This is a genomic window from Streptomyces sp. NPDC048291 (assembly GCF_043201715.1).
Taxonomy (GTDB): domain Bacteria; phylum Actinomycetota; class Actinomycetes; order Streptomycetales; family Streptomycetaceae; genus Streptomyces.
Genome location: NZ_JBICZC010000001.1, coordinates 385,676 through 409,567 on the forward strand (window position 1 = coordinate 385,676; position 23,892 = coordinate 409,567).

The 23,892-nt window shown below is 72.0% G+C and carries 17 protein-coding genes and 1 pseudogene; 8 read left to right on the plus strand and 10 right to left on the minus strand.

The window, feature by feature from the left end:
• Positions 1-274: 274 nt before the first annotated feature.
• On the plus strand, positions 275-1,636 hold the full coding sequence (glnA, locus tag ACGF5O_RS01660) for a type I glutamate--ammonia ligase (protein WP_393807925.1): 1,362 nt from the start codon (positions 275-277) through the stop codon (positions 1,634-1,636).
• Between the two features lie 48 nt (positions 1,637-1,684).
• On the opposite strand, the gene ACGF5O_RS01665 is transcribed toward glnA, so the two are convergent.
• From ACGF5O_RS01665 to ACGF5O_RS01685, 5 genes and pseudogenes are all read right to left on the minus strand, one after another.
• The gene (locus tag ACGF5O_RS01665; protein ID WP_393807926.1) at positions 1,685-2,851 is read right to left on the minus strand and encodes a PP2C family protein-serine/threonine phosphatase; all 1,167 of its coding nucleotides are present in this window, start codon (positions 2,849-2,851) and stop codon (positions 1,685-1,687) included.
• 86 nt (positions 2,852-2,937) lie between these two features.
• Positions 2,938-3,957 (minus strand): TolB family protein, encoded by a 1,020-nt coding sequence (locus ACGF5O_RS01670; RefSeq protein ID WP_393807927.1) that lies wholly within the window; start codon positions 3,955-3,957, stop codon positions 2,938-2,940.
• The gene (locus ACGF5O_RS01675; protein ID WP_393807928.1) at positions 3,954-5,438 is read right to left on the minus strand and encodes an MFS transporter; all 1,485 of its coding nucleotides are present in this window, start codon (positions 5,436-5,438) and stop codon (positions 3,954-3,956) included. Before ACGF5O_RS01675 ends, ACGF5O_RS01670 begins: the two co-directional genes overlap by 4 nt.
• Before the next feature lies 1 nt (position 5,439).
• Positions 5,440-6,312, minus strand: coding sequence for an alkaline phosphatase family protein (locus ACGF5O_RS01680; RefSeq protein ID WP_393808395.1), 873 nt, complete (start codon positions 6,310-6,312; stop codon positions 5,440-5,442).
• Positions 6,313-6,481: 169 nt separating this feature from the next.
• Positions 6,482-6,694, minus strand: a pseudogene (locus ACGF5O_RS01685) (pyridoxamine 5'-phosphate oxidase family protein); the annotation flags it as partial.
• Positions 6,695-6,804: 110 nt separating this feature from the next.
• On the opposite strand from ACGF5O_RS01685, the gene ACGF5O_RS01690 reads away from it, so the two are divergent.
• A complete protein-coding gene (locus ACGF5O_RS01690; protein ID WP_393807929.1) occupies positions 6,805-9,801 on the plus strand; it encodes a bifunctional [glutamine synthetase] adenylyltransferase/[glutamine synthetase]-adenylyl-L-tyrosine phosphorylase in 2,997 nt (998 codons plus the stop codon).
• Here ACGF5O_RS01690 and ACGF5O_RS01695 read toward each other — a convergent pair.
• From ACGF5O_RS01695 to ACGF5O_RS01705, 3 genes are all read right to left on the minus strand, one after another.
• The gene (locus tag ACGF5O_RS01695) at positions 9,789-10,934 is read right to left on the minus strand and encodes a sensor histidine kinase (RefSeq protein ID WP_393807930.1); all 1,146 of its coding nucleotides are present in this window, start codon (positions 10,932-10,934) and stop codon (positions 9,789-9,791) included. The genes ACGF5O_RS01690 and ACGF5O_RS01695 overlap by 13 nt on opposite strands.
• A 130-nt stretch (positions 10,935-11,064) precedes the next feature.
• Positions 11,065-11,733: a VanZ family protein gene (locus ACGF5O_RS01700; protein WP_393807931.1), complete on the minus strand. Its 669-nt coding sequence runs from the start codon at positions 11,731-11,733 to the stop codon at positions 11,065-11,067.
• 105 nt (positions 11,734-11,838) lie between these two features.
• Positions 11,839-12,444 (minus strand): TetR/AcrR family transcriptional regulator, encoded by a 606-nt coding sequence (locus ACGF5O_RS01705; protein ID WP_393807932.1) that lies wholly within the window; start codon positions 12,442-12,444, stop codon positions 11,839-11,841.
• A gap of 180 nt (positions 12,445-12,624) precedes the next feature.
• On the opposite strand from ACGF5O_RS01705, the gene ACGF5O_RS01710 reads away from it, so the two are divergent.
• Positions 12,625-14,076: an APC family permease gene (locus tag ACGF5O_RS01710; RefSeq protein WP_393807933.1), complete on the plus strand. Its 1,452-nt coding sequence runs from the start codon at positions 12,625-12,627 to the stop codon at positions 14,074-14,076.
• A gap of 60 nt (positions 14,077-14,136) precedes the next feature.
• On the plus strand, positions 14,137-15,714 hold the full coding sequence (locus ACGF5O_RS01715; protein ID WP_393807934.1) for an amidohydrolase: 1,578 nt from the start codon (positions 14,137-14,139) through the stop codon (positions 15,712-15,714).
• Positions 15,715-16,280: 566 nt separating this feature from the next.
• Here ACGF5O_RS01715 and ACGF5O_RS01720 read toward each other — a convergent pair.
• Together ACGF5O_RS01720 and ACGF5O_RS01725 are read right to left on the minus strand one after the other, a co-directional pair.
• Positions 16,281-17,138: a phosphatase PAP2 family protein gene (locus ACGF5O_RS01720; protein ID WP_393807935.1), complete on the minus strand. Its 858-nt coding sequence runs from the start codon at positions 17,136-17,138 to the stop codon at positions 16,281-16,283.
• A gap of 129 nt (positions 17,139-17,267) precedes the next feature.
• Entirely contained in the window at positions 17,268-18,305 is a 1,038-nt protein-coding gene (locus ACGF5O_RS01725) for a LacI family DNA-binding transcriptional regulator (RefSeq protein ID WP_393807936.1), read from the minus strand.
• A gap of 383 nt (positions 18,306-18,688) precedes the next feature.
• Between ACGF5O_RS01725 and ACGF5O_RS01730 the strand changes: the two genes are divergently transcribed.
• From ACGF5O_RS01730 to ACGF5O_RS01745, 4 genes are all read left to right on the plus strand, one after another.
• Complete coding sequence (locus ACGF5O_RS01730) at positions 18,689-19,963, plus strand: extracellular solute-binding protein (RefSeq protein ID WP_393807937.1); 1,275 nt, start codon at positions 18,689-18,691, stop codon at positions 19,961-19,963.
• 103 nt (positions 19,964-20,066) lie between these two features.
• Positions 20,067-21,071 (plus strand): carbohydrate ABC transporter permease, encoded by a 1,005-nt coding sequence (locus tag ACGF5O_RS01735; protein WP_393807938.1) that lies wholly within the window; start codon positions 20,067-20,069, stop codon positions 21,069-21,071.
• Positions 21,072-21,084: 13 nt separating this feature from the next.
• Complete coding sequence (locus ACGF5O_RS01740) at positions 21,085-21,996, plus strand: sugar ABC transporter permease (protein WP_393807939.1); 912 nt, start codon at positions 21,085-21,087, stop codon at positions 21,994-21,996.
• Between the two features lie 219 nt (positions 21,997-22,215).
• Entirely contained in the window at positions 22,216-23,880 is a 1,665-nt protein-coding gene (locus tag ACGF5O_RS01745; protein WP_393808396.1) for a glycoside hydrolase family 13 protein, read from the plus strand.
• The last annotated feature ends 12 nt before the right edge of the window (positions 23,881-23,892 follow it).

Here is a 23,892-nt window from a genome sequence, read left to right on the forward strand (position 1 = left end):
GCATCTGAGATTCAAATTTTAGGACCGTGGTGTCGGTCACCCGCCCGACGCCCGGGAAACCGAATCGGCCATTACGGATGTCGGTGCGAGCAGGCAAGATGGGCGGCAGGGCAGGACATCTGCCGTACGGGAGCCGTTCAGGCCGGGGTCGCTCGGGCGATCAAGGTGCGCAACGCGCGTGAAATGCTGTTGTGGTGTGATGCTCGGGTGCCCGACCGCCTCCTGCGGGACAGGAAGACAGGCGGCCTGACCAGCAAGGATGGGGAAGCGGAAGATGGACAAGCAGCAGGAGTTCGTGCTCCGGACCTTGGAGGAGCGCGACATCCGGTTCGTACGCCTGTGGTTCACGGACGTGCTGGGCTTCCTCAAGTCCGTCGCCGTGGCCCCGGCCGAGCTTGAACAGGCCTTCGACGAGGGCATCGGCTTCGACGGCTCCGCCATCGAGGGCTTCGCCCGCGTCTACGAGTCCGACATGATCGCCAAGCCGGACCCGTCCACCTTCCAGGTCCTCCCGTGGCGCGCCGAGACCCCCGGCACGGCCCGCATGTTCTGCGACATCCTCATGCCGGACGGCTCCCCGTCCTTCGCGGACCCCCGGTACGTCCTGAAGCGCGCCCTCGCCCGCACCTCCGACCTCGGCTTCACCTTCTACACCCACCCCGAGATCGAGTTCTTCCTGCTGAAGGACCGCCCGCTGGACGGTTCCCGCCCCACCCCGGCCGACAACTCGGGCTACTTCGACCACACCCCCACCAACGTCGGCATGGACTTCCGCCGCCAGGCGATCACCATGCTGGAGTCGATGGGCATCTCGGTCGAGTTCTCCCACCACGAGGGCGCCCCCGGCCAGCAGGAGATCGACCTGCGCTACGCCGACGCGCTCTCCACGGCCGACAACATCATGACGTTCCGCCTGGTCATGAAGCAGGTGGCGCTGGAGCAGGGCGTCCAGGCGACCTTCATGCCCAAGCCGTTCTCCGAGCACCCCGGCTCCGGCATGCACACCCACCTCTCCCTCTTCGAGGGCGACCGCAACGCGTTCTACGAGTCGGGCGCGGAGTTCCAGCTCTCCAAGGTCGGCCGCTCCTTCATCGCGGGCCTGCTGAAGCACGCCGCCGAGATCTCCGCGGTCACCAACCAGTGGGTGAACTCCTACAAGCGCATCTGGGGCGGCTCCGAGCGCACCGCCGGCGCCGGCGGCGAGGCCCCGTCCTACATCTGCTGGGGCCACAACAACCGCAGCGCCCTCGTCCGCGTCCCGATGTACAAGCCCGGCAAGACCGGCTCCGCGCGCGTCGAGGTCCGCTCCATCGACTCCGGCGCCAACCCGTACCTGGCCTACGCCGTCCTCCTCGCCGCCGGCCTCAAGGGCATCGAGGAGGGCTACGAGCTCCCGCCGGGCGCCGAGGACGACGTCTGGGCCCTCTCCAACTCCGAGCGCCGCGCCATGGGCATCGAACCCCTCCCGCAGAACCTCGGCGAGGCCCTCACCCTCATGGAGAACAGCGACCTGGTCGCCGACACCCTCGGCGAACACGTCTTCGACTTCTTCCTCCGCAACAAGCGCCAGGAGTGGGAGGAGTACCGCAGCGAGGTGACCGCCTTCGAGCTGCGGAAGAACCTGCCGGTGCTGTAGTCGCCGGCCGGGGCGTTCCCGGTCGGCAGGTTGCCGTCGGGCTGGCTGTCAGGCCGTCGTCCGGTCGCGTTGGAGGACGATCATGGCCATGTCGTCGGTCAGGCGGCCGCCGGTGTAGGCGCGGACGTCGGCGGCGAGTTGTTCGACGAGGGGGCCGGGGGGCTGGTCCGCCCAGGCCGTGGCGCGTTCGGCGAGTGGGTAGAAGTCGCCGTCCGCGTTGCGGGCCTCGCTGACGCCGTCCGTGTACAGGACCAGCCGGTGGCCGTGGTCGAACGGGAAGGTCGCCCGTACGTAGCAGCTGCCGGCGCTCTCCGCGCAGTCCACGTCGGCGGGCCAGACGCCGAGGCCCAGCGGGGGCGACGGTTCGGGGACCGTCAGCGCGAGTGCCGACCGGGTGCGGCCGCGCAGCAGGAGGGGCGGCGGGTGCCCGCAGCTGATCAGGTGCACCACGGGCTCGTCGTCCGGGATGTCCATCACGGCGGCGGTCACGAAGCGCTCGGCGGGGTCCTCGTCCGGCTCCGAGAACTCCGCGAGTCCCCACCGGACGGCGTCCTCGATGTAGGCGACCAGCTCCGGCAGCGGGATCCGGCGGTGTGCGGCGGCGCGGAAGGCGCCCAGCACGATCGCGGTGTCGCTGATCGAGGGGAGCCCCTTGCCCCGCACGTCCCCGATGAGCAGCCGCGTGCAGCCGGGGACCCGGGCGGCGGCGTACAGGTCGCCGCCGATGGCCGTGTCCGCCTCGGCGCTGCGGTAGTGCGAGGCGAGCGTGACGGGCCCCGCCTGCTTCGGCAGGGGCCGCAGTACGACCCGCTGCGCCGCGTCGGACACCGAGCGCACCCGGACCAGTTCCCGCTCCCCGCGGTCCCGCAGCCGGGTGAAGAGGACGAGGAAGACGCAGACGGCGACGAGGGCGGCGAGTTCGACGAGGACGCTCTCGGTGGTCAGGGTCCGCCGTTCCAGGCCGGAGCAGACCAGGGCGAGGACCGCCAGCGTCCCGATCAGCGCGGTGGCGCGCGAGCCGTTTCCGACGGCGGTGACCGCCACGGCGACGACGAGTAGGTGGGCGAGGTGGATGTCCGGCGGCAGGAACCAGTCGGCCACCGGGATCGCGATGATCAGCAGGAGAGGCCCGGCCAGCCGCAGCGGCCCCGGCGCGTAACGGCGCCATGCTCGCAGGGTGCCGACCACGGATGTCGTCATCGTGGCAGCGCTCACGTCGTGCTCCGGTGCTCGTGTGCTGGTCTTCCTGAAACCACAACCCATGGTGACATGTCGCCCATTCCCGTGATTTCGGAATGAGGTCAGCCCACGTACGCCGGTGACACCGCAGAGACGCTGATCCGCCGCGGCTTCCCCGTGCCGTCCGCCGGGATCTGGTAGAGGTCCGCCCCGTAGTCGCCCGGCAGGGCGTAGACGAGGGTGTGCGCGTCCTTCCACACCGCCTGGTCGTCGACGCTGCGGGTCTCGGCGAGCGGGGTTTCGCGCATCGTGCGGAGGTCGAGGACGTAGAGGCGCCAGGGCGCGTCCTTCGGGAGGCCCGGCACGCGCTTCTTGTACGCGATGCGGGTGCCGTCGGGGGAGAGGGACGGGCACTCCACGTTCGGGTGGAGGGTGGTGACCGTGCGGGTGCGCAGGTCGCCCCGGACCAGGTAGGTGGAGTCCTTCGTCGCGAGGGTCGCGTAGAAGGTGTGGTCGTCGGACGCGAACGTCACGCCCCAGAAGTTGACGTCCGCGGACCGGTAGGGGCGGCCGTCCCTGACGATGCGGAACGCCTCCAGGGTGGGGATCAGGGCGCCGGTGCGGGTGTCGACGATCGCCGTGCGGGTCGAGAAGTTCGTGCCCGCGTACGAGTCGCCGCCCACGAACGCCGTCCAGGCCGCGTAGTGCCCGGTGGGGGAGACGCGGGCGCGGGACGGGATGCCCGGGACGTCGTAGCGGGCCCGCTCCTTCAGGTGCGCGTCCAGGATCAGGGCCCGGTAGGTGTCAGAGACCGCGCCGTGCACCGCCTGGAGGCAGACGCCGGTGCCCGCGGCGGCGTAGAAGCGGAGGCATTTCACGCCGGAGGCGGTGCGCGGGCCGGCCGGGGCGGCGGCGGGGACCGTGCTCAGCTCGTCGCGGTGCGGGCCCCAGGCCATGTTGCGGAAGACCATGCGGCCGGGGGTCGTGAGGGTCACCGTCCCTGGGGTGACCTGCGGGCCGCCCGCCTGGGTGTGGTCGCGGCGCTCCGCCCGGGCGGAGGCGTGCAGGACGGAGGCCAGGGCCACGGCCGCCAGGACCGCGAGCGCCGAGAGGAGGATCAGGAGCCGGGAGCGCAGGGTCATGCGGCGGCCTTCCGGAGGGGGCGGAGGGTGAGGGCGTACGCCGCGCACACCGCCAGGGCCACCGCCGACACGCTCAGCGCCGTACGGTCGCCCCACAGCGTCCACGCCGCCCCGAACCCCAGTGAGCAGGCGAAACGCGCCCCCGCCTGGCCCGTCTGGACCAGCGCGAGACCCGACGAGCGCAGCGTCTCGGGGACGCTGTCGGACGCCGCCGCCATCAGGACGCCGTCGGTCGCCGCGTAGAACGTGCCGTGCAGGGCGAGGACCGCGTAGGGGAGCGCCGTGCCGTGCCAGGACGTGAGCAGCAGGACGTAGGCCAGGAGCAGGGCGCCGTGGCCGGCCAGGAAGACGCGCCAGCGGCCCCGGCGGTCGGCCAGGCGGCCCAGCGGGACGGCGAGCAGGAGGAAGGCGGCGGCGGTGCCGAGGGGGAGCAGGGCGAACCAGCGGTCCGGGACGCCGAGCCGGCGCTGCAGCAGCAGGTAGACGAAGGAGTCGCTCACCGTCGCCAGGCCGAGGAGCAGGGCGCAGACGGTGATGCGGCGCAGGTCGCGATGGGCCAGGAGACCGAGTGCCGCGCGCAGCGTGGGGCGCGCGGCGGACGCGGCCGCCCCGGTACGGCCGTCGGTGGGGCCGGTCGTGACGGTGCGGGCGCTGGTGGGGCCGGTGGTGACGGTGCGGTCGTTGGTGGGGCCGGTGGTGACGGTGCGGTCGTTGGTGGGGCCGGTCGTGACGGTGCGGTCGCTGGTGGGGCCGGTTGCCTCGGTACGGCCGTCGGTGGGGCCGGTCGTGACGGTGCGGGCGCCGGTGGGACCCGCCGCCCCGGTACGGGCGCCGTCCGGTACGAACAGGACCAGGACCAGCACGCCCAGGACCGCCACGCAGAAGCTGACCGTGAAGACCGCGTCGTAGCCGTCCACGGTCGCCCGGAGGATGAGGAACGCGGCCAGCGGGCCGAGCAGCGCGCCCGCCGTGTCCATGGCGCGGTGCACGCCGAAGGCGCGGCCCCGGGTCTCCGGGGTGCTGGAGAGCGAGATCAGGGCGTCCCGGGGAGCCGTGCGCAGGCCCTTGCCGGTGCGATCGGCCGCCAGGATCAGGCCGATGGGCGTCAGCGAATGCGCCACCAGCAGCAGGGGCTTGCAGAGCGCCGACAGGGCGTAGCCCGCGCCCGCCACCCACTTGTGGCGGCCCCCGCCGCGGTCGGCCAGGTGGCCGCCGACCAGGCGTACGACCGCCGAGAAGCCGTTGTAGACGCCGTCGAGGAGGCCGAAGCCCAGCGGGGACAGGCCGAGGCCCGCCACCAGGTACAGCGGGAGGACCGCCGTGACCATCTCGGAGGACACGTCGGTGACCAGGCTGACCGTGCCGAGGGCGAGGACGGTGGGCGCGATCGTGGAGCGGTACCGCCCGGCCTTCGCGGGCCGGGCGGTACCTTCCACGGACGCCGGCGCCGGAGCGCTCGCGCGGCTGTCCGCTACGTACACGTCAGGACGCCCAGATCCCGGTGATGTCGGACGAGGACGCCGCGTTGCCCGCGTGCGCGCTCAGGCCCTGGCTGTCCTCCAGGGTGCGCAGCAGGTCGTAGTGGTCGTACGTGGTGGACGAGGTCGAGCCCGCGGTGACCGGCTGGCCGTACAGGACGGTCGGGATGCGGTTGCCGGCCAGGCGGTTGTCCTCGTCCATGGTGACGACGAGGAGGCTGTTGTGGGTCTTCGCCCAGGTGGCGTACGCGCCCAGGTTGTTCTTCAGCCAGGTGTCACCGGTGGACACCGAGCAGTCGTGCATGTCGCTGCACAGGTTGGGGATCACGTACGACAGCTGGGGGAGCGTGGTGTAGTCGGTCGGGAACTGGGCGAACGTCTTCGCGGTCGACGTCGGTACGTTGCTGAAGCCGAACCACGGGTTGTGCTTCTGCGCGTACTTGCCGCTGCTGCACGTGGTCGAGCCCGCGCTGGGCAGGGTCTCGTTGTAGCTGGCCCAGGTGCGGCCGGCGGCGAGCTGCTCGGAGGCCAGGTTGGCGGCGGATGAGAAGCCGGGTGTGACGCAGCTGTCGTCGGTGATGCCCTGGGTGGAGCCCGAGAACATCGCGTAGTAGTTGGGCTGGCTGGGGTGGGTCTCGGCGTACATCTGGGTCAGGTTGGCGCCGCCGGAGACCAGCGAGTTGATGTAGGGGGCGCTGGAGGAGCCGATGACCTGGCTGTAGGCGTGGTTCTCGAAGACCACGACGATCACGTGGTCGGGGGTCGGCACGGCGCTCGCGGCGTGCGCGGAGCCGCCGCCGAGCCCGGTCCACAGGCCGACCGCGGCCGCGGTGAAGGCGGTGGCGGACGCCACCGCCGTACGGGCGCGGCGCAGCATCCCGGGACGTGCGGAACTGCCGGACACATCAACCTCCGGTACTGGGGGAAGGGAGGGGGTCGGGTGGCGGTGCGGACTGAGCATGCACACGCCAATAATCCCCGCTCCCACCGCGTCCGGCCAGAGAGGTGAAGACCGGATGAACTGCTGGGCCCGGTGACCCGGTGAACTACTCCCACTTCGTCTGGCTGAACGGCTCGCCCTTGCCGAAGCCGAGGACCCTGCGGGGCCGCACCGCGAAGACCAGGGCCCGTCCCGGCCCGTGGTGGAAGCAGCCGTCCGCCACCTCGTAGTGCCAGAACGGCCCGTACTTCGCCTCCCAGGCCGCCGCCAGCTCGCGCAGCAGGCCGTCGTCGGTCACGCGTACCGCCTCGCCCTCGACCGTTCGTTGCCGGTACAGACCACGATCCCGCCCGGAACTCATCGGCGCTCGTGCCGTGGTCTGCGGTTAGGCTCGGGCGGAGACGACCTTGATCCGGAAGGAGTCCGCGGATGGCGCCGGGGCGCAGGAGCAGTACCTTCACGCGACTGCTGCGGCACGGCTTCACCGATGCCTCGGCCGCCGAGCGGCTGCTGGACGGCCCCGAACTGGCCGCCGTACGCGACGACCCGGTGCTCCTCGAAGCCCTCGGCGCCACCGCCGACCCCGACCTCGCCCTGCACGGCCTGGTACGGCTCCTGGAGGCCCAGCCGAGCCCCACCGCCCGCCGGGAGCTGCTCGACACCCTGATAGCGGCCAAGCCGCTGCGGGACCGCCTGCTGGGCGTCCTCGGCGCCTCCGCCGCCCTCGCCGACCACCTCGCCCGGCACCCGCGGGACTGGGACGAACTGGTCACCTACGAGCCCCGGGACCTGCACCCGGGCGTCGCGGAGTTCGAACGCGGGCTCGCCGGGGCCGCCGACCCGGTCGCCCTGCGCGTCGCCTACCGGCGCTGCCTGCTGTCCATCGCCGCCCGGGACGTGTGCGGCACGACGGACGTCGCCCAGACCGCCGCCGAACTCGCCGACCTGGCCACCGCCACCCTGCGCGCCGCCCTCGCCCTCGCCGAGGCCGCCGCGCCCGAGGACGCCGCCGCCTGCCGGCTCGCGGTGATCGCCATGGGCAAGTGCGGCGGCCACGAGCTGAACTACGTCTCCGACGTCGACGTCATCTTCGTCGGCGAGGCGGCCGACGACGCCGACGAGAGCAAGGCGCTGCGGTCCGCCACCAAGCTCGCCTCGCACATGATGCGGATCTGCTCCGAGACCACCGTGGAGGGCTCGATCTGGCCGGTCGACGCCAACCTCCGCCCCGAGGGCCGCAACGGCCCCCTCGTGCGCACCCTCAGCAGCCACGTCGCCTACTACCAGCGCTGGGCCAAGACCTGGGAGTTCCAGGCCCTGCTCAAGGCCCGCCCGGTCGCCGGCGACCCCGACCTCGGGCAGGAGTACGTCGCCGCGCTCGAACCCATGGTCTGGAAGGCCGCCGAGCGCGACAACTTCGTCGCCGACGTGCAGAAGATGCGCCGGCGCGTGGTGGAGAACATCCCGGCCGCCGAGATCGACCGCGAGCTGAAGCTCGGCCCCGGCGGCCTCAGGGACGTCGAGTTCGCCGTCCAGCTCCTCCAGCTGGTGCACGGCCGCACCGACGCCACGCTGCGCTCCGGCACCACCCTCGACGCCCTCCAGGCCCTCGCCGACGGCGGCTACGTGGGCCGCGCCGACGCCGTCCAGCTCGACGACGCCTACCGCTTCCTGCGCTCCATGGAGCACCGCATCCAGCTCTACCGGCTGCGCCGCACCCACCTGGTCCCCGAGGACGAGGCCGACCTGCGCCGCCTCGGCCGCTCGCTCGGCCTGCGCACCGACCCGGTGACCGAGCTGATCCGCGAGTGGAAGCAGCACACCGGCGTCGTACGGCGCCTGCACGAGAAGCTCTTCTACCGCCCGCTGCTCGACGCCGTCGCCCAACTCGCCTCCGGCGAAACCAGGTTGAGCGCCGAGGCGGCCCGGGAACGGCTGGAGGCCCTCGGCTACGCCGACCCCGCCGCCGCCCTGCGCCACCTGGAGGCCCTCGCCTCCGGCGTCACCCGCAAGGCCGCCATCCAGCGCACCCTGCTGCCCGTCCTGCTGGGCTGGTTCGCCGACTCCGCCGACCCGGACGCGGGCCTGCTGAACTTCCGCAAGGTCTCCGACGCCCTCGGCAAGACCCCCTGGTACCTGCGGCTGCTCAGGGACGAGGGCGCCGCCGCCGAGAACCTCGCCCGGGTGCTGTCCGCCGGCCGCCTCGCCCCCGACCTGCTGATGCGCGCCCCGGAGGCGGTGGCCCTGCTGGGCGACGGCGACGGGGGCGGCGGCCTCGAACCGCGCGGCCGGGCCCAGCTGGAGCAGGAGATCCTCGCCGCCGTCGGCCGCGCCGACAACGCCGAGGACGGGGTACGGGCCGCCCGCGGGGTGCGCCGCCGCGAGCTGTTCCGGACGGCCGCCGCCGACATCGTGGACTCCTACGGCACCGACACCAAGCCCGTCGAGCCGGACCAGGGCGCCCTGGTCGACCGGGTCGGCGGCGCGGTCTCCGACCTGACGGCGGCGACCCTGGCCGGGACCCTGCGCGCGGTGGTCCGGGACGGCTGGGGGGACACCCTGCCGACCCGGTTCGTCATGATCGGCATGGGCCGGTTCGGCGGCCACGAGCTGGGCTACGGCTCCGACGCCGACGTCCTGTTCGTGCACGAGCCGCAGGAGGGCGTGGCCGAACGCGAGGCGGCCGACGCGGCCAACAAGGTCGTCGCCGAGATGCGCCGGCTGCTCCAGATCCCCAGCGCCGACCCGCCGTTGCTCATCGACGCGGACCTGCGCCCGGAGGGCAAGTCCGGGCCGCTGGTGCGCACCCTGAAGTCCTACGAGGCGTACTACCGCCGCTGGTCCCTGGTCTGGGAGTCGCAGGCCCTGCTGCGCGCCGAACCGGTCGCGGGCGACGAGGAGTTGGGCCGCCGGTTCATCGAGCTGGTCGACCCGCTGCGGTACCCGGCGGAGGGGCTCGGCGAGGACGCGGTGCGCGAGATCCGGCGGCTGAAGGCCCGCATGGAGTCCGAGCGGCTGCCGCGCGGCGCCGACCCCAAGCTGCACACCAAGCTCGGTCCCGGCGGGCTCTCCGACGTGGAGTGGACCGTGCAGCTGCTGCAACTGCGGCACGGCTGGGCCGAGCCGGGACTGCGCACCACCCGGACCCGGCAGGCGCTGGCCGCGGCGACGGCGGCGGGACTGCTGGGAGCCGAGGAGGCCGCGACCCTGGACGAGGCCTGGGTGCTGGCGACCCGGGTGCGCAACGCCGTGATGCTGGTGCGCGGCCGGGCCGGCGACACCTTCCCCACCGAGAGCCGGGAGCTGGCCGCCGTGGGGCGGTACCTGGGGTACGGGGACGGGCACGCCGGGGACATGCTCGACGCGTACCGGCGTACCACGCGCAGGGCCCGGGCCGTCGTGGAGGAGCTCTTCTACGGGGCCTGACGGGGCTTGCCGGGCGGCTTGGCCGGCGTTCCGTCCGGGGCCGGCAGCCGGACGGTGACGAGGAGGCCGCCGCCGGGGCGGGGCGCGAGGCCGAGGGTGCCGTCGTGCGCCCGGACGACGCTGTGCACGATGGCCAGCCCGAGGCCGACCCCGGCGTGCTCGTCGGTGCGGACCCGCTCCGTGCCGCGCTGGAAGGGTTCGGTGAGGGTCGGCACCAGCTCCGGCGGCAGCGGACGGCCCGTGTTCTCGACCCGCAGCACGCTCGCGTCGCGCCGCCGTTCCGTGTGGACCGTCACGGTGCCCCCGGCCGGGAGGTTGTGGACGACGGCGTTCTGGACGAGGTTCGTCACCATCCGCAGGAGCAGCGCCGCGGAGCCGACGGCATGCGCTGTCCCGCCGGTGACGTCGAGCGTGATCCCGCGCTTCTCGGCGAGGGGAAGGAGCGTCTCGGCGGCTTCCTCGGCCACGAGCGAGAGGTCGACGGACTCGCGGGCGAAGCTCCTGCCGTCGGCGCGGCTGAGCAGCAGAAGGGCCTCGGTGAGGTCGATCGCCCGCGTGTTGACGGTGCGCAGGCGTTCGATGAGTTCGCCCCGGTCCCGCGTGGGGTCGTTGCGGGCGGCGTCGAGGAGCGTCCGGGAGACGGCGAGCGGGGTGCGCAGCTCGTGCGAGGCGTTCGCGGCGAACCGCTGCTGCTCGGCGACGTGGGATTCGAGTCGTTCCAGCATGGTGTCGAAGGCGTCGGCGAGTTCGCGGAACTCGTCCCTGGGGCCCGTCGAGCGGATCCGGTGGGAGAGCGAGCCGTTCGAGGCCATCCGGGCCGCGGACGCGATCCGGGTGAGCGGGGCGAGCATCCGGCCGGCGAGGATCCAGCCGCCCAGCAGGCCGAAGACGAGGAGGAAGGCCAGTGCCGTGGCCGCGGCGGGGGCGAAGCCGTTCAGGAGGTCGGAGCGCTTGGGGCCGAGGATGATCACGGCGCCGAACCTCCTCTGGATGGACCTGGCGTCGTCGTTCGGCAGCCAGCGCAGCACGAACACCCACATCACGGCCAGCATGAGAACGCCGGCGACGACGAGGAATCCGGCGTAGCTGAGGGTGAGCTTCAGCCGGGCGCTGAGGTTCGGGCGTCTGGTCACGGTGTCCCCAGCGTAGGCAGTACCGGATGCCGTCGGCGTATCCGAAGGCGGGTGCGAAGGCGGGTGCGTAGACGGGTGCGTAGACGGGGCCGGGGTCGGGATCCGGGAGGTGTGCGCACCGGCACGTGACTCAGCCCGTCGGCGTCAGCGCGTGGTGCGGCCGGTCCGACGGCGCCTGTGCCGTCGTACGCCACCAGGGGCGCGACGCCAGCCCGGCCAGCAGGGCGCCGACGGCGTTGACCAGGACGTCGTCCACGGAGGAGACCCGGTCCAGGCGCAGGACGTACTGCGCGGTCTCCACCAGGACCGAGCAGCCCGCCCCGAGCGCCAGGATCCGCGGCGCGGACGCCAGCGCCGCGAACCGCATCGGGGCGAAGAACCCCAGCGACGCGAAGACCAGCAGGTTGCCGACGATCCCGAGCGTCCCCATGGTGACCAGGTCCCGCAGCGGCACGAGGCTCACCCGGGCCGGTGCGGTGCCGGCCGCCCCGCCCGGCATCATCGTCAGCCACACGAACGGCACCGTCCCGTGCACCATGCCCACCTCGGCCAGCGACGTCCGCCACGCCGCCGCGACACCCGCGGCCCGCCGGCGGTACGCCAGCGCCCAGGCCACCAGCGCGGCCACCGGCAGCGTGACCAGCGTCATGAGCACCACGCCGTTGAACGTGTCGAAGCAGCCGTGCCACTGCCCGGCCATGCACCTCGGGGCGGACATCATGAGCGGCCGCCGTACGGCGAACAGGGCGCCCGCCGTGCCGAGGAGCGCCAGGCCGAGGAGGGATGAGTTTCGGTTCACGGCTCCATGGAAGACGGCGGGCGGTTGCCGCGGCGTATGCGGTTTTCGACACGCCCGCGATACACGGAGTCTGCTAACGGGGGGACGGGGGCCTGCCGGCAGGGGTCAGCGGGGGAGCAGGGTCCGGGCGTGGTTCATGAGGCCCGTCAGGCCCACCTCGAAGGCGCGGTCCGCCCTGCCGTCCCCCACCGCCGCCAGGGCCTGTGCCAGGTGCGGGGTCGGCGTCCGGTCGGTCAGCTCCCACATCGCCTCCGGGGCCGCCAGGTCCAGCGCCGAGCCGAGCACCAGGTTCTCCAGGGCGATCAGCAGGGGCATCACGTCCGCCGGGGCGAAGCCCGCCGTCAGCAGCACCGTGACCGCGCGCTCGTACTGCTCCAGGACCCGGGGCGCCCGCACCGGCGAGGTCATCAGGAGCGGGATCGCCCGCGGATGGGCGGCGAACGCGGCCCGGTAGGAGCGGGCCCAGGACTCCACGGCGGTGTCCCAGGGGGCCAGGTCCAGGGTCGCGGGGTCGATCGCCGCCGCGACCCGTTCGCGCAGCAGCTCGACGATGCCGTCCCGGCCGTCCACATGGTGGTACAGCGAACCGGCCTGGGTGCCGAGCCGCTTCGCGATCTGCGGGACGCTGAAGTCGCCCTGCTCGTCCACGAGTTGCAGCGCGGTCGTGGTGATCCGCTCGCGGTCGAGGAGCGGGGTGCGCGGCCGTCCCATGCGTGTGTTCTCCCCCAGAGGTGTGAAACGGGTCTTCCCGGATGTCCAGGAGGAGGCTACATTGCCAAAACCGAAAGGCTTTAGATTTACGGGTCCGGGGCAGTCCCTGCCCTGGTAGCGCCGGTCATCCCGCACGCCCGGAACCCTCCCCGTCCGTCGCGCTCGAAGGGCTCCCCCTCCATGTCCGTCACCGCTCGCGAGGAGAGCACGCCACCCGCCGTGGCGACCCTCCGCTCCGGCTCGCTCGGCACCGCCGACATCGCCTTCTTCGTCATCTCCGCCGCCGCCCCGCTCACCGTGATGGCCGGCGTCGCCCCCCTCGCCGTGCTGCTCGGCGGCATCGGCGCCCCGGCCGGCTACCTCATCGCCGGCATCACCCTCGCCGTCTTCGCCGTCGGCTTCACCACCATGAGCCGGCACGTCAGGAGCGGCGGCGCCTTCTACGCCTACATCACCCGCGGCCTCGGCCGCCCCGTCGGCATCGGCGCCGCCCTGCTCGCCCTCGTCGGCTACAACGGCATGGAGATCGGCGTCTACGGCCTGCTCGGCAGCGCGGGCCGGGACACCGCCAAGGCCCTCTTCGACGTCGACGTCCCCTGGCTGCCGATCGCCCTCGCCGGTCTCCTCCTCATCGGCTACGGCGGCTACCGCTCCATCGAGTTCGGCGCCAAACTGCTCGGCGTGCTGCTGGTCGCCGAGACCGGCATCCTCGTGCTGCTCGCCGGCGGAGTGCTGGTGAAGGGCGGCGCGCACGGCCTGTCCGCCGCTTCCTTCGCCCCGCAGCACGTGTTCGTCTCCGGTACGGCGGTCGTCCTGGCCTTCGCCTTCGCCGCCTTCACCGGCTTCGAGTCCACCGTCATCTACCGCCGCGAGGCCCGCGACCCGAACCGCACGGTCCCGCGCGCCACCTACGTGGCCGTCGCGTTCCTCGGCCTCTTCTACGCCTTCATGGTGTGGATCATCATCCAGGCCTTCGGGAACCAGGACGTCATCGCGGCCGCCGCCAAGGACCCCGGCGGGCTCTTCTTCACCGCCATCACCACCTACGTGGGCGGCTGGGCGGCCGACCTGATGCACGTCTTCATCGTGACCAGCATCATCGCCTCCCTCCTCGCCTTCCACAACGCGATCAACCGCTACGCGCTCGCCCTCGCCGAAGAAGGCGTCCTGCCCAGGTCGCTGGGCAGGATCCACCCGCGGCACCGCTCCCCGTACCTGGCCGGTGCCGCCCAGACCGTCCTCGGCTTCCTGGTCGTGCTCGCCTTCTGGGCGGCCGGCGCCGACCCCTACAACCAGCTGCTGCTGTGGGTCAACACCCCCGGAATGATCGGCCTGTTCGCGCTCCAGCTGCTCGCCGCGATCGCGGTGCCCTGCTACTTCCGCAAGGTGCGGCACGAGGAGGGCACCCTGCGCACGGTGGTCGCCCCGACCGCCGCCGCGGTCCTCCTCGCCACCGCCATAGGGCTCGTCATCACCCACATCGACCTGTTCACCGGCGCGTCGGACACGGTCAACACCCTGCTGATCGTCATCGCCCCGGCCGTCTTCGTCGCGGGCCTGGGCCTCGCGTGGTGGCTGCGCCGCGAACGACCGGCGGTGTACGCGGACTTCGCGTCCGAGCCGACCGAATAGCCGAGCAGCCGGATAGCCGGATAGTCGAATAGCCCCACCGAACAAGGGAGTTCACGCACCATGACCGCCACCGTCGCCCCCGACCTGATCCTGACCGGCGCGGAGGTCCGCACGCTCGACCCCGCCCGGCCGTACGCCACCGCCGTCGCCGTGCGCGACGGGGTGATCGCCGCCGTGGGCGAGGAGCAGGACGTACGCGACTGGCGGGGGCCGGGCACCGAGGTCGTGGCACTGGACGGCGCGCACCTGGTGCCGGGCCTGGTGGACGCCCACAGCCACCCGGTGTGGGGCCTGGACATGGCGACCGGGACCGACCTGTCGGGCGTCCGCGACCTGGCGGCCCTGCGGGCGGTCCTGGCCGGCGCCGAACGGACCGACGGCTGGGTGATCGGGTTCGGCCTCGACCACAACGCGTTCGAGGGCAGGCCGGTCGACCGCGCACTGGTGGAGGACGTCCTCGGCGGCGCGCCCGCCTTCCTCCGCCTCTACGACGGCCACTCCGCCCTGGCCGGTGGCGCGGCGCTGGCCGCGGCGGGGGTCACCGGCCCCCGGCCCTTCGCCCAGCGGTCGGAGGTCGTCTGCGATTCCTCGGGCCGTCCCACCGGGCACCTCGTCGAGCACGCGGCGATGCAGCTGGTCGAGCGGGTGATGCCCCGCCCGTCGTACGCGGCCCGCCGGGCCCGCCTCGTCGAGCTGCTCGCCGCGATGGCGGCCACCGGGCTGACCGGGGCGCACGTCATGGACGCCGGGGACGCCGAGCTGGTCGGGGCGGTGGCCGAGGAGACCGTACTGCCGCTGCGGCTGCGCTTCGCGCCCTGGTGCATGCCGGGGGTCGACGGGGCCGGTCTTGCGGAACTGGTCGCGGCCCAGGGGCGGGGCGGCCGGCACTGGACGGTCGACGGGGTGAAGTTCTTCATGGACGGAACGGTGGAAGGGGGCACCGCCTGGCTGGAGCACGCGGACTGCCACGGGCAGGGGACGGCGGCGTTCTGGCCCGACCCGGACGCCTACGCCGCCGCCGTACGGCACCTGCACGCGGCCGGGGTGCGCACGGCCACGCACGCGATCGGGGACGCGGCGGTGCGGCACGTCCTGGACGTGGTGGCGGGGCTGGGGCCCGGTGCGGCCGGCCGGCACCGCGTCGAGCACATCGAGACGGCGCCGGACGAGCTGCTCCCGCGGTTCGCGGAGCTGGGGGTGGCCGCGTCGATGCAGCCGCCGCACACGGGGTACACCCGGGCCGACGGCACGGACGAGTGGTCGCGCCGACTGGGCGCCGACCGCGCCGGACACGCCTGGCGCCTGCGCGACCTCCGCGACGCGGGCGCGACGGTCGCCCTCGGCTCGGACTGGCCGATCGCCCACTACGACGTACGCTGCGTCCTCGCAACGGCCCGCGCCCCGCGCGGCGCCGCGTCGGGCCCGGGCCTCACCGGCCTGGAGGCCCTGGAAGGCTGCACGAGCCACGCGGCGCGGGCGGCGGGCGAGGCGTCCGTAGCAGGCCGCATCACGGTGGGCCACCGCGCCGACCTGACGGCCTTCGGCCTTGACCCGGTGACGGCCCCGACGGACGAACTCGCCGAGGCACCCGTACGACTGACGGTGACCGGCGGACACGTGGTACACCGGGGAAAGTGAGCCACCGGCGCGCTGAGGCGGATCCGGCACCGCCGACTCCCACCATCGTGGCCGACCACCGCGGCGGGGGAAGGGGGCCGGCGGATGGTCTGGACCGACAGAAGATCTCGGCCGACAGATGTTGTGAGCCGCGGTCGTTCTCGAACCGGCGGTTCGGACCAGCAGTCCGCGGGCCGAGACGGGTCCGGCACCGCCGAATTCCGCCGTCGTGGCTGAGCGCCGTGTCGGCGGGAAAAGGAGGGCGATCATCTGCCGCCCCCCTTAACTTTTCCGCCGCGACGGCGCTCAGCCACCGCGGCGGTGGCCGGCGGTGCCGAACCGGCCGTCGTTCCGGACCGAAGCCCGCCCCAGCCACTCGCGGGCCCACGCCCCGGCCGCTCGCGGACCTCCGCTCCAGCCGGCCGCAGGCCTTCGCCTCAGCTGGCCCGCAGGGCTCTGCCTCAGCCGCTCGCGGACCCCCGCATCAGCCAGCCCGCAGGCCCCCGCCTCAGGGCTCCGCCTCAGCCAGCCCGCCCGGCCTCGGCCGCCCGCAGGGCTTCGCCTCGGCCAGCCCGCAAGCCCCGGTCTCAGCCGCCCGCAGGGCTTCGTAGCAGGCTTACCCCCGTCGGCTGCCGGGGAAGGGCGTACGGGAGGGTGCCGTACCACAGGCGGGCCACTGTGAAGCCGAAGGTGAGGCAGAGGGCGCCGCCGACCGCGTCGAGCCAGAAGTGGTTGGCGGTGGCGACGATGACGAGGAGGGTGGCGGTCGGGTAGAGGAGGCCGAGGAGGCGTACCCAGGGGATCGACGCGAGGGCGAAGATCGTCAGGCCGCACCACAGGGACCAGCCGATGTGCATGGACGGCATCGCGGCGTACTGGTTGGACATGTGCTTGAGATCGCCGGAGGCCATCGAACCCCAGGTGTGGTGGACCATCACCGTGTCGACGAAACGGCCGCCGTTCATCAGGCGGGGCGGGGCGAGCGGGAACAGGTAGTAGCCGAGGAGGGCCACCCCGGTGGTGGCGAAGAGGGCCAGGCGGGCCGCCGCGTAGCGGCCGGGATGGCTGCGGTAGAGCCACACCAGGACGCCCAGCGTCACCACGAAGTGCAGCGTCGCGTAGTAGTAGTTCATGCCGACGATCAGCCAATTCACCGAGTTCACGGCGTGGTTGACCGACTCCTCGACGGCGATCCCCAGCCCGCGCTCGGCCTGCCAGATCCAGTCGGCGTTGCGCAGCGCCTGCGCCCTCTGCTCCGGGACCGCGTTGCGGATCAGCGAGTAGGTCCAGTAACTCACCGCGATCAGCAGGATCTCGAACCAGAGCCGGGGCCGCCGCGGCGTGCGCAGCCGCCGCAGGAATCCCTGTTCTCCCTCACCCGTGACGGTCCGCGGAAGGGTCTGTTGTGCGCGACCTTCCGGCTCTGTCACGGTCGAGTCACTCATAGGCACAGAGTCTGCCAGAAAAGGCGTCTTCGACAGATCATCCCAAGGTTGGGTTCACGGCGCATGTTCTACGGCACGGCGACTACTACCCAGGTACCGCACCGCCGGCACCCGGGTACTCGGGCGCCGTCAGGGGCGGTTGGCGCGGTCGCCCGGTGCCGACGCCGTAGAACCGCGTACCACCAGTTCGGGCATGAAAACGAACTCGCTGTGCGGAGCCGGGGTACCGCCGATCTCCTCCAGCAGGGTGCGCACCGCGGCCTGGCCCATCGCCGGGACCGGCTTGCGGATGGTGGTGAGCGGCGGGTCGGTGAACGCGATGAGCGGGGAGTCGTCGAAGCCGACCACGGAGACGTCCCGGGGGACGTCGAGGCCGCGCTGCCGTACGGCCCGTATCGCGCCGAGCGCCATCATGTCGCTGGCGCAGACGATCGCCGTGCAACCGCGGTCGATGAGCGCGGTGGTGGCCGCCTGGCCGCCCTCCAGGGTGTAGAGGGAGTGCTGGACGAGCTCGGACTCGATCACGTCCGCAGGCAGGCCCAACTGGTCCTGCATCGCCCGCACGAACCCCTCGATCTTGCGCTGCACGGGGACGAACCGCTTCGGGCCGAGGGCGAGCCCGATCCGGGTGTGGCCCAGGGAGGCGAGGTGGGTGACGGCCAGCGTCATCGCGGCCCGGTCGTCGGGGGAGATGAACGGCGCCTGCACCTTGGGGGAGAAGCCGTCCACCAGGACGTACGGCACGCCCTGCGCGCGCAGCCGCTCGTAGCGCTGCATGTCGGCCGTCGTGTCCGCGTGCAGGCCGGAGACGTAGATGATGCCGGCGACCCCGCGGTCCACCAGCATCTCGGTCAGCTCGTCCTCCGTGGACCCGCCCGGGGTCTGGGTGGCGAGCACCGGGGTGTAGCCCTGCCGGGTCAGCGCCTGCCCGATGACCTGCGCGAGCGCCGGGAATATCGGGTTCTCCAGCTCCGGCGTGATCAGGCCCACCAGGCCCTCGCTGCGCTGCCGCAGCCGTACCGGACGCTCGTAGCCGAGGACGTCCAGGGCGGCGAGCACGGACTGACGGGTGGTGGCGGCGACGCCCGGCTTCCCGTTCAGGACCCGGCTCACCGTCGCCTCGCTCACCCCCGCCTGCGCTGCGATGTCGGCAAGCCGTGTGGTCACGGCACTGGACTGTACCGGCCGTATGTCCCCTTGCACACCGATCGGGCGCCTGATGCGGCCTGGGGGGCGGCCCGCTGTGGGCTGCTGCGTCATCGCACTCCCTACTGAAACATGACGGCAAGAGCTTGCAGAGTCTTGCACAAGCGGCCCCCGTAGCGCTCCACCGCCGTAAACAAGCGTCTCACGGCGGTCGCCGACAGGTCACGCCCGGATAACTTCGGAGATCTCTTGCACTTTTTTGCTGCAAGGTCTTTCGCAAGGATTGCATCGCTGTTACGTTCCCTGACGCCCGGCCGCCGCAGCAACGGCGCAGTCGGCACGACAGCGGGACGGCGGACGGGACCGCCCCCGCATCACTCGGGCTTAACCCTCAAGGAGAACTCATGCGGCGTGGCATAGCGGCCTCCGCGCTGGTGGCGTCCCTCGCCCTCACGGCGACGGCGTGCGGCGGGAGCGACAGCGACAGCAAGTCGGACGGGCCGGTCACCATCACCTGGTGGGACACCTCCAACGCCACCAACGAGTCGCCGACGTACAAGGCCCTGGTCAAGGAGTTCGAGGCCGCGAACAAGGGCATCAAGGTCAACTACGTCGACGTCCAGTTCGACCAGGCGCAGAACAAGTTCGACACGGCCGCCCAGTCCGGCAAGGGCGCCCCCGACGTGCTGCGCTCCGAGGTCGGCTGGACCCCCGCCTTCGCCAAGGCCGGCTACTTCGTGCCGCTGGACGGCACCGCCGCCCTCGCCGACAAGGACAAGTTCCAGTCCAGCCTGATCACCCAGGCCCAGTACGAGGGCAAGACCTACGGCGTCCCGCTGGTCACCGACACCCTCGCCCTCGTGTACAACAAGGCGCTGTTCAAGAAGGCCGGCATCACCGCGGCGCCCACCAGCTGGGACGAGGTCAAGGCCGACGCCGCCAAGATCCAGGACAAGGCCAGGACCACCGGCTACTGGGGCCCCGAGGCCGCGTACTACACCCAGCCCTTCCTCTACGGCGAGGGCACCGACATGGTCGACGCCGCCGCCAAGAAGATCACCATCACCTCGGCCGCGGCGAAGAAGGGCTACCAGACCTGGCTGGACCTCTACTCCGGCAAGGGCCTGCACAAGGCGGACGTCACCGCCGACGCCTACGCCCACCGCCAGGACGCCTTCGTCAACGGCAAGGTCGCCATGACCATCGAGGGCCCCTGGGAGATCACCAACTTCTACAAGGGCTCCGCGTTCAGCGACAAGTCCAACCTCGGCATCGCCACCGTCCCGGCCGGCTCCACCGGCAAGGCGGGCGCCCCGACCGGCGGCCACAACCTGTCCGTCTACGCCGGCTCGGACAAGGCCCACCAGGAAGCCGCCGAGAAGTTCGTCGCCTTCATGACCTCCGCGAAGTCCCAGACGGAGATCGCGCTGAAGAACTCCACCCTGCCGACCCGCTCCGACGCCTACACCACCGAGGTCAAGGCCGACCCGGGCATCGCCGGCTACCAGGCCGTCCTCTCCTCCGCCCAGCCGCGCCCGGCGCTCGCCGAGTACTCCTCCCTGTGGGGTCCGGTCGGCACCGAGCTGACCAAGATCGCCGGCGGCAAGGAGTCCCTGGACAAGGGCCTGAGCACCGCCGAACTCGGGATCGAGAAGCTCGTCCCCGACTTCAGCAAGTAGGCGCCGGCCGGCCGCCGGAGCGCGCCCCGTTCAGGGGGGAGCGCTCCGGCGGCCACCGGCCTGTGCCCAGCCCGATCCCGGAAGAACCAGAAGGTGTCGAACCATGACAGTCGCCATCGACCGCGCGACCGGCAAACGCCACGGTGACCGCGCGCCCCGCCCAGGGCTGGGCCAGCGGCTGAAGAACAGCTACCAGAAGTACTGGTACGCCTACGCGATGATCGCCCCCGTGGCCGTCGTCCTCGGGGCCCTCGTCGTCTACCCGTTGGTGTACGGCTTCTACCTCACGTTGACGGACGCCAACAGCCTCAACACCGCCCGCACCATCGGCGTCAACCACATCGACGCCACCTACAAGTTCATCGGCCTGGACAACTACAAGGACATCCTGTTCGGCCCGACGTCCTACGACCGCTTCTGGTCCCACTTCGTCTGGACGATCGTCTGGACCGCGCTCTGCGTGACCCTGCACTACACGATCGGCCTCGGCCTCGCCCTGCTGCTCAACGAGAAGTTCCGCGGCCGCACCTTCTACCGCATGGTCCTGGTCCTGCCCTGGGCGGTGCCGACCTTCGTCACCGTCTTCGGCTGGCGGTTCATGCTCGCCGACGGCGGCATCATCAACAGCGCCCTGCACTTCCTCCATCTGCCGCAACCGGCATGGCTGGAGGACACGTTCTGGCAGCGGGCCGCCGCGATCCTCGTCAACACCTGGTGCGGTGTGCCGTTCATGATGCTCTCGCTGCTCGGCGGCCTCCAGGCCATCGACGGCACGCTCTACGAGGCCGCCGAGATGGACGGCGCGAGCGCCTGGCAGCGCTTCCGGTACGTCACCCTGCCGGGGCTCAGGTCCGTCAGCTCCACCGTCGTCCTGCTCGGCATCATCTGGACGTTCAACCAGTTCGCCGTCATCTTCCTGCTCTTCGGCGACACCGCCCCCGACGCGCAGATCCTGGTCACCTGGGCCTACTACCTCGGCTTCGGACAGCAGCCGCGTGACTTCGCCCAGTCCGCCGCCTACGGCATGCTGCTGCTGGCCATCCTGATCGTCTTCACCTCCTTCTACCGCCGCTGGCTCAACCGCAACGACCAGCAGCTCGCGATCTGAGGCAGGAGTTCCCATGAGTACGACCACTGTCCAGACCTCCGCCCAGGTCGCCGAGGAGGCCCCCGTGACCGGCAGCCCGCGCCGCACCCGCGGCCGGAACGAGCGCGGCCCGCTCGCCACCACCGTCACCCACGGCATCCTGGGCGTCGCGAGCATCGTCGCGTTCTTCCCGGTCGGCTGGCTGATCTTCCTGTCCCTCGGCCCGGACAAGGACGACTACCTCCACCCCGGCGGCATCTGGCACAAGATGACGCTGAGCAACTACTCCTTCGTCCTCCAGCACACCGGGTTCTGGGACTGGTTCAAGACGACGATGATCGTCGTCGGCGGTACGACGATCATCGGGCTGATCCTCGCCTCCACCACCGGCTACGCGGTCTCCCGCATGCGCTTCCCTGGCTACCGGAAGTTCATGTGGCTGCTGCTGGTCACCCAGATGTTCCCGATCGCCGTGCTGATCGTGCCGATGTACCAGATCATGTCGCGGCTCGGCCTCATCGACAGCTACCTCGGCCTGATCCTCGTCTACTGCACCACCGTCGTGCCGTACACGGCCTGGCTGCTCAAGGGCTACTTCGACACGATCCCCTTCGAGATCGACGAGGCCGGCCGGGTCGACGGACTCTCCCCGTTCGGCACCTTCGGCCGGCTGATCCTGCCGCTCGCGAAGCCGGGCCTCGCGGTCGCCGCGTTCTACAACTTCCTCACCGCCTTCGGCGAGGTCGCGTTCGCGTCGACGTTCATGCTCAGCGACGACAAGTACACGTTCGCGGTGGGGCTGCAGAGCTTCATCAGCGAGCACGACGCGCAGCGGAACCTGATGACCGCGACGGCGGTGCTGATCGCGATACCGGTGGCCGTGTTCTTCTACCTGGTGCAGAAGAACCTGGTGACCGGGCTCACCGCCGGCGGCACGAAGGGCTGACGCCGGTTGCCGGAAAAGCCGCTTCGGCCGTCGTGTGTCTGCGGCGCCGTTGTGGCTGGTCGCGCAGTTCCCCGCGCCCCTTTCGGGGCGCTGCAGCTCCCGTGCGCCCGAACGCGCGGGTTGGCGGCCGTGGTCTCCATCCGACCCCGCTGTGACCACGGCCGCCTCTACACCCCACCCTCTGACCCGATGACCCAGTTACGACGCATCAAGGACGCCATGAGCCAGCAGCATTCCGCCGCCGACCCGGCCCCGATCACCGCCACCCTCGCCCGTCGCCGCGACTGGTGGCGCGACGCGGTGATCTACCAGGTCTATCCGCGCAGCTTCGCCGACAGCAACGGCGACGGGATGGGGGATCTGGAGGGCGTGCGCGCCAGACTTCCGTACCTGCGTGACCTCGGGGTCGACGCCGTGTGGCTCAGCCCGTTCTACGCCTCGCCGCAGGCGGACGCCGGCTACGACGTCGCCGACTACCGGGCCGTGGACCCCATGTTCGGCAACCTGCTGGACGCGGACGCGCTCATCCGGGACGCGCACGCGCTGGGTCTGCGGATCATCGTCGACCTGGTGCCCAACCACTCCTCGGACCAGCACGAGTGGTTCAAGCGGGCGCTGGCGGAGGGGCCGGGATCGCCGTCGCGCGACCGGTACCACTTCCGCCCGGGCAAGGGCGAGAACGGCGAACTGCCGCCCAACGACTGGGAGTCCATCTTCGGCGGGCCCGCCTGGACCCGGGTGGCCGACGGCGAGTGGTACCTCCACCTCTTCGCCCCGGAGCAGCCCGACTTCAACTGGGACCACCCCGCCGTCGGCGACGAGTTCCGCTCCATCCTGCGGTTCTGGCTGGACATGGGCGTGGACGGCTTCCGTATCGACGTCGCCCACGGCCTGGTGAAGGCGGAGGGTCTGCCGGACCTCGGCGGCGCCGAGCAACTCAAGCTGCTGGGCAACGATGTCATGCCGTTCTTCGACCAGGACGGCGTCCACGACGTCTACCGGCAGTGGCGGCACGTCCTCGACGAGTACGCCGGTGAGCGCATCTTCGTCGCCGAGGCGTGGACCCCGACCGTCGAACGCACCGCCAACTACGTCCGCCCGGACGAGCTCCACCAGGCCTTCAACTTCCAGTACCTGAGCACGGAGTGGGACGCGAAGGAGCTCCGTACGGTCATCGACCGCACCCTGGAGGCGATGCGCTCGGTCGGCGCCCCCGCCACCTGGGTCCTCTCCAACCACGACGTCACCCGGCACGCCACCCGCTTCGCCAACCCGCCGGGGCTGGGGACGCAGATCCGCACGGCCGGCGACCGCGAACTGGGGCTGCGCCGGGCACGGGCGGCCACCCTCCTCATGCTCGCGCTGCCCGGCTCGGCCTACATCTACCAGGGCGAGGAGCTGGGCCTCCCGGACGTCGTGGACCTGCCCGACGAGGTCCGCCAGGACCCCGCGTACTTCCGCGGCGCGGGCCAGGACGGCTTCCGGGACGGCTGCCGGGTGCCGATCCCGTGGACGCGGGAGGGCTCGTCCTACGGCTTCGGCGACGGGGGCAGCTGGCTGCCGCAGCCCGCCAGTTGGGGCGAGCTGAGCGTGGAGGCGCAGACGGGGGTGGCCGGTTCGACGCTGGAGCTGTACCGCGCCGCGCTGGCCGCCCGCCGCGCCCGGCCCGACCTCGGTGCGGGCGACGGTGTGGAGTGGCTGCGCGCGCCCGAGGGCGTCCTCGCCTTCCGGCGCGGGGAGTTCGTGTGCGTCGCCAACACCGGTGGGGAGTCGGTGACGACACCCGCCTACGGCCGGGTGCTGCTGGCCAGCGGTGAACTGACCGAGGCGGACGGCGAGGCGAAGCTGCCGGCCGACACCACCGTGTGGTGGACGACCGCCTGACGGGTCGTCACT

What these genes read in the sequence shown, in the direction of transcription:
- glnA (WP_393807925.1), top strand. Translation starts at nt 275, where the DNA reads ATGGACAAGCAGCAGGAGTTCGTGCTCCGGACCTTGGAGGAGCGCGAC.
- ACGF5O_RS01670 (WP_393807927.1), bottom strand. Translation starts at nt 3,957, where the DNA reads ATGACCCTGCGCTCCCGGCTCCTGATCCTCCTCTCGGCGCTCGCGGTC.
- ACGF5O_RS01680 (WP_393808395.1), bottom strand. Translation starts at nt 6,312, where the DNA reads ATGCTGCGCCGCGCCCGTACGGCGGTGGCGTCCGCCACCGCCTTCACC.
- ACGF5O_RS01690 (WP_393807929.1), top strand. Translation starts at nt 6,805, where the DNA reads ATGGCGCCGGGGCGCAGGAGCAGTACCTTCACGCGACTGCTGCGGCAC.
- ACGF5O_RS01705 (WP_393807932.1), bottom strand. Translation starts at nt 12,444, where the DNA reads ATGGGACGGCCGCGCACCCCGCTCCTCGACCGCGAGCGGATCACCACG.
- ACGF5O_RS01710 (WP_393807933.1), top strand. Translation starts at nt 12,625, where the DNA reads ATGTCCGTCACCGCTCGCGAGGAGAGCACGCCACCCGCCGTGGCGACC.
- ACGF5O_RS01715 (WP_393807934.1), top strand. Translation starts at nt 14,137, where the DNA reads ATGACCGCCACCGTCGCCCCCGACCTGATCCTGACCGGCGCGGAGGTC.
- ACGF5O_RS01720 (WP_393807935.1), bottom strand. Translation starts at nt 17,138, where the DNA reads ATGAGTGACTCGACCGTGACAGAGCCGGAAGGTCGCGCACAACAGACC.
- ACGF5O_RS01730 (WP_393807937.1), top strand. Translation starts at nt 18,689, where the DNA reads ATGCGGCGTGGCATAGCGGCCTCCGCGCTGGTGGCGTCCCTCGCCCTC.
- ACGF5O_RS01735 (WP_393807938.1), top strand. Translation starts at nt 20,067, where the DNA reads ATGACAGTCGCCATCGACCGCGCGACCGGCAAACGCCACGGTGACCGC.
- ACGF5O_RS01740 (WP_393807939.1), top strand. Translation starts at nt 21,085, where the DNA reads ATGAGTACGACCACTGTCCAGACCTCCGCCCAGGTCGCCGAGGAGGCC.
- ACGF5O_RS01745 (WP_393808396.1), top strand. Translation starts at nt 22,216, where the DNA reads ATGAGCCAGCAGCATTCCGCCGCCGACCCGGCCCCGATCACCGCCACC.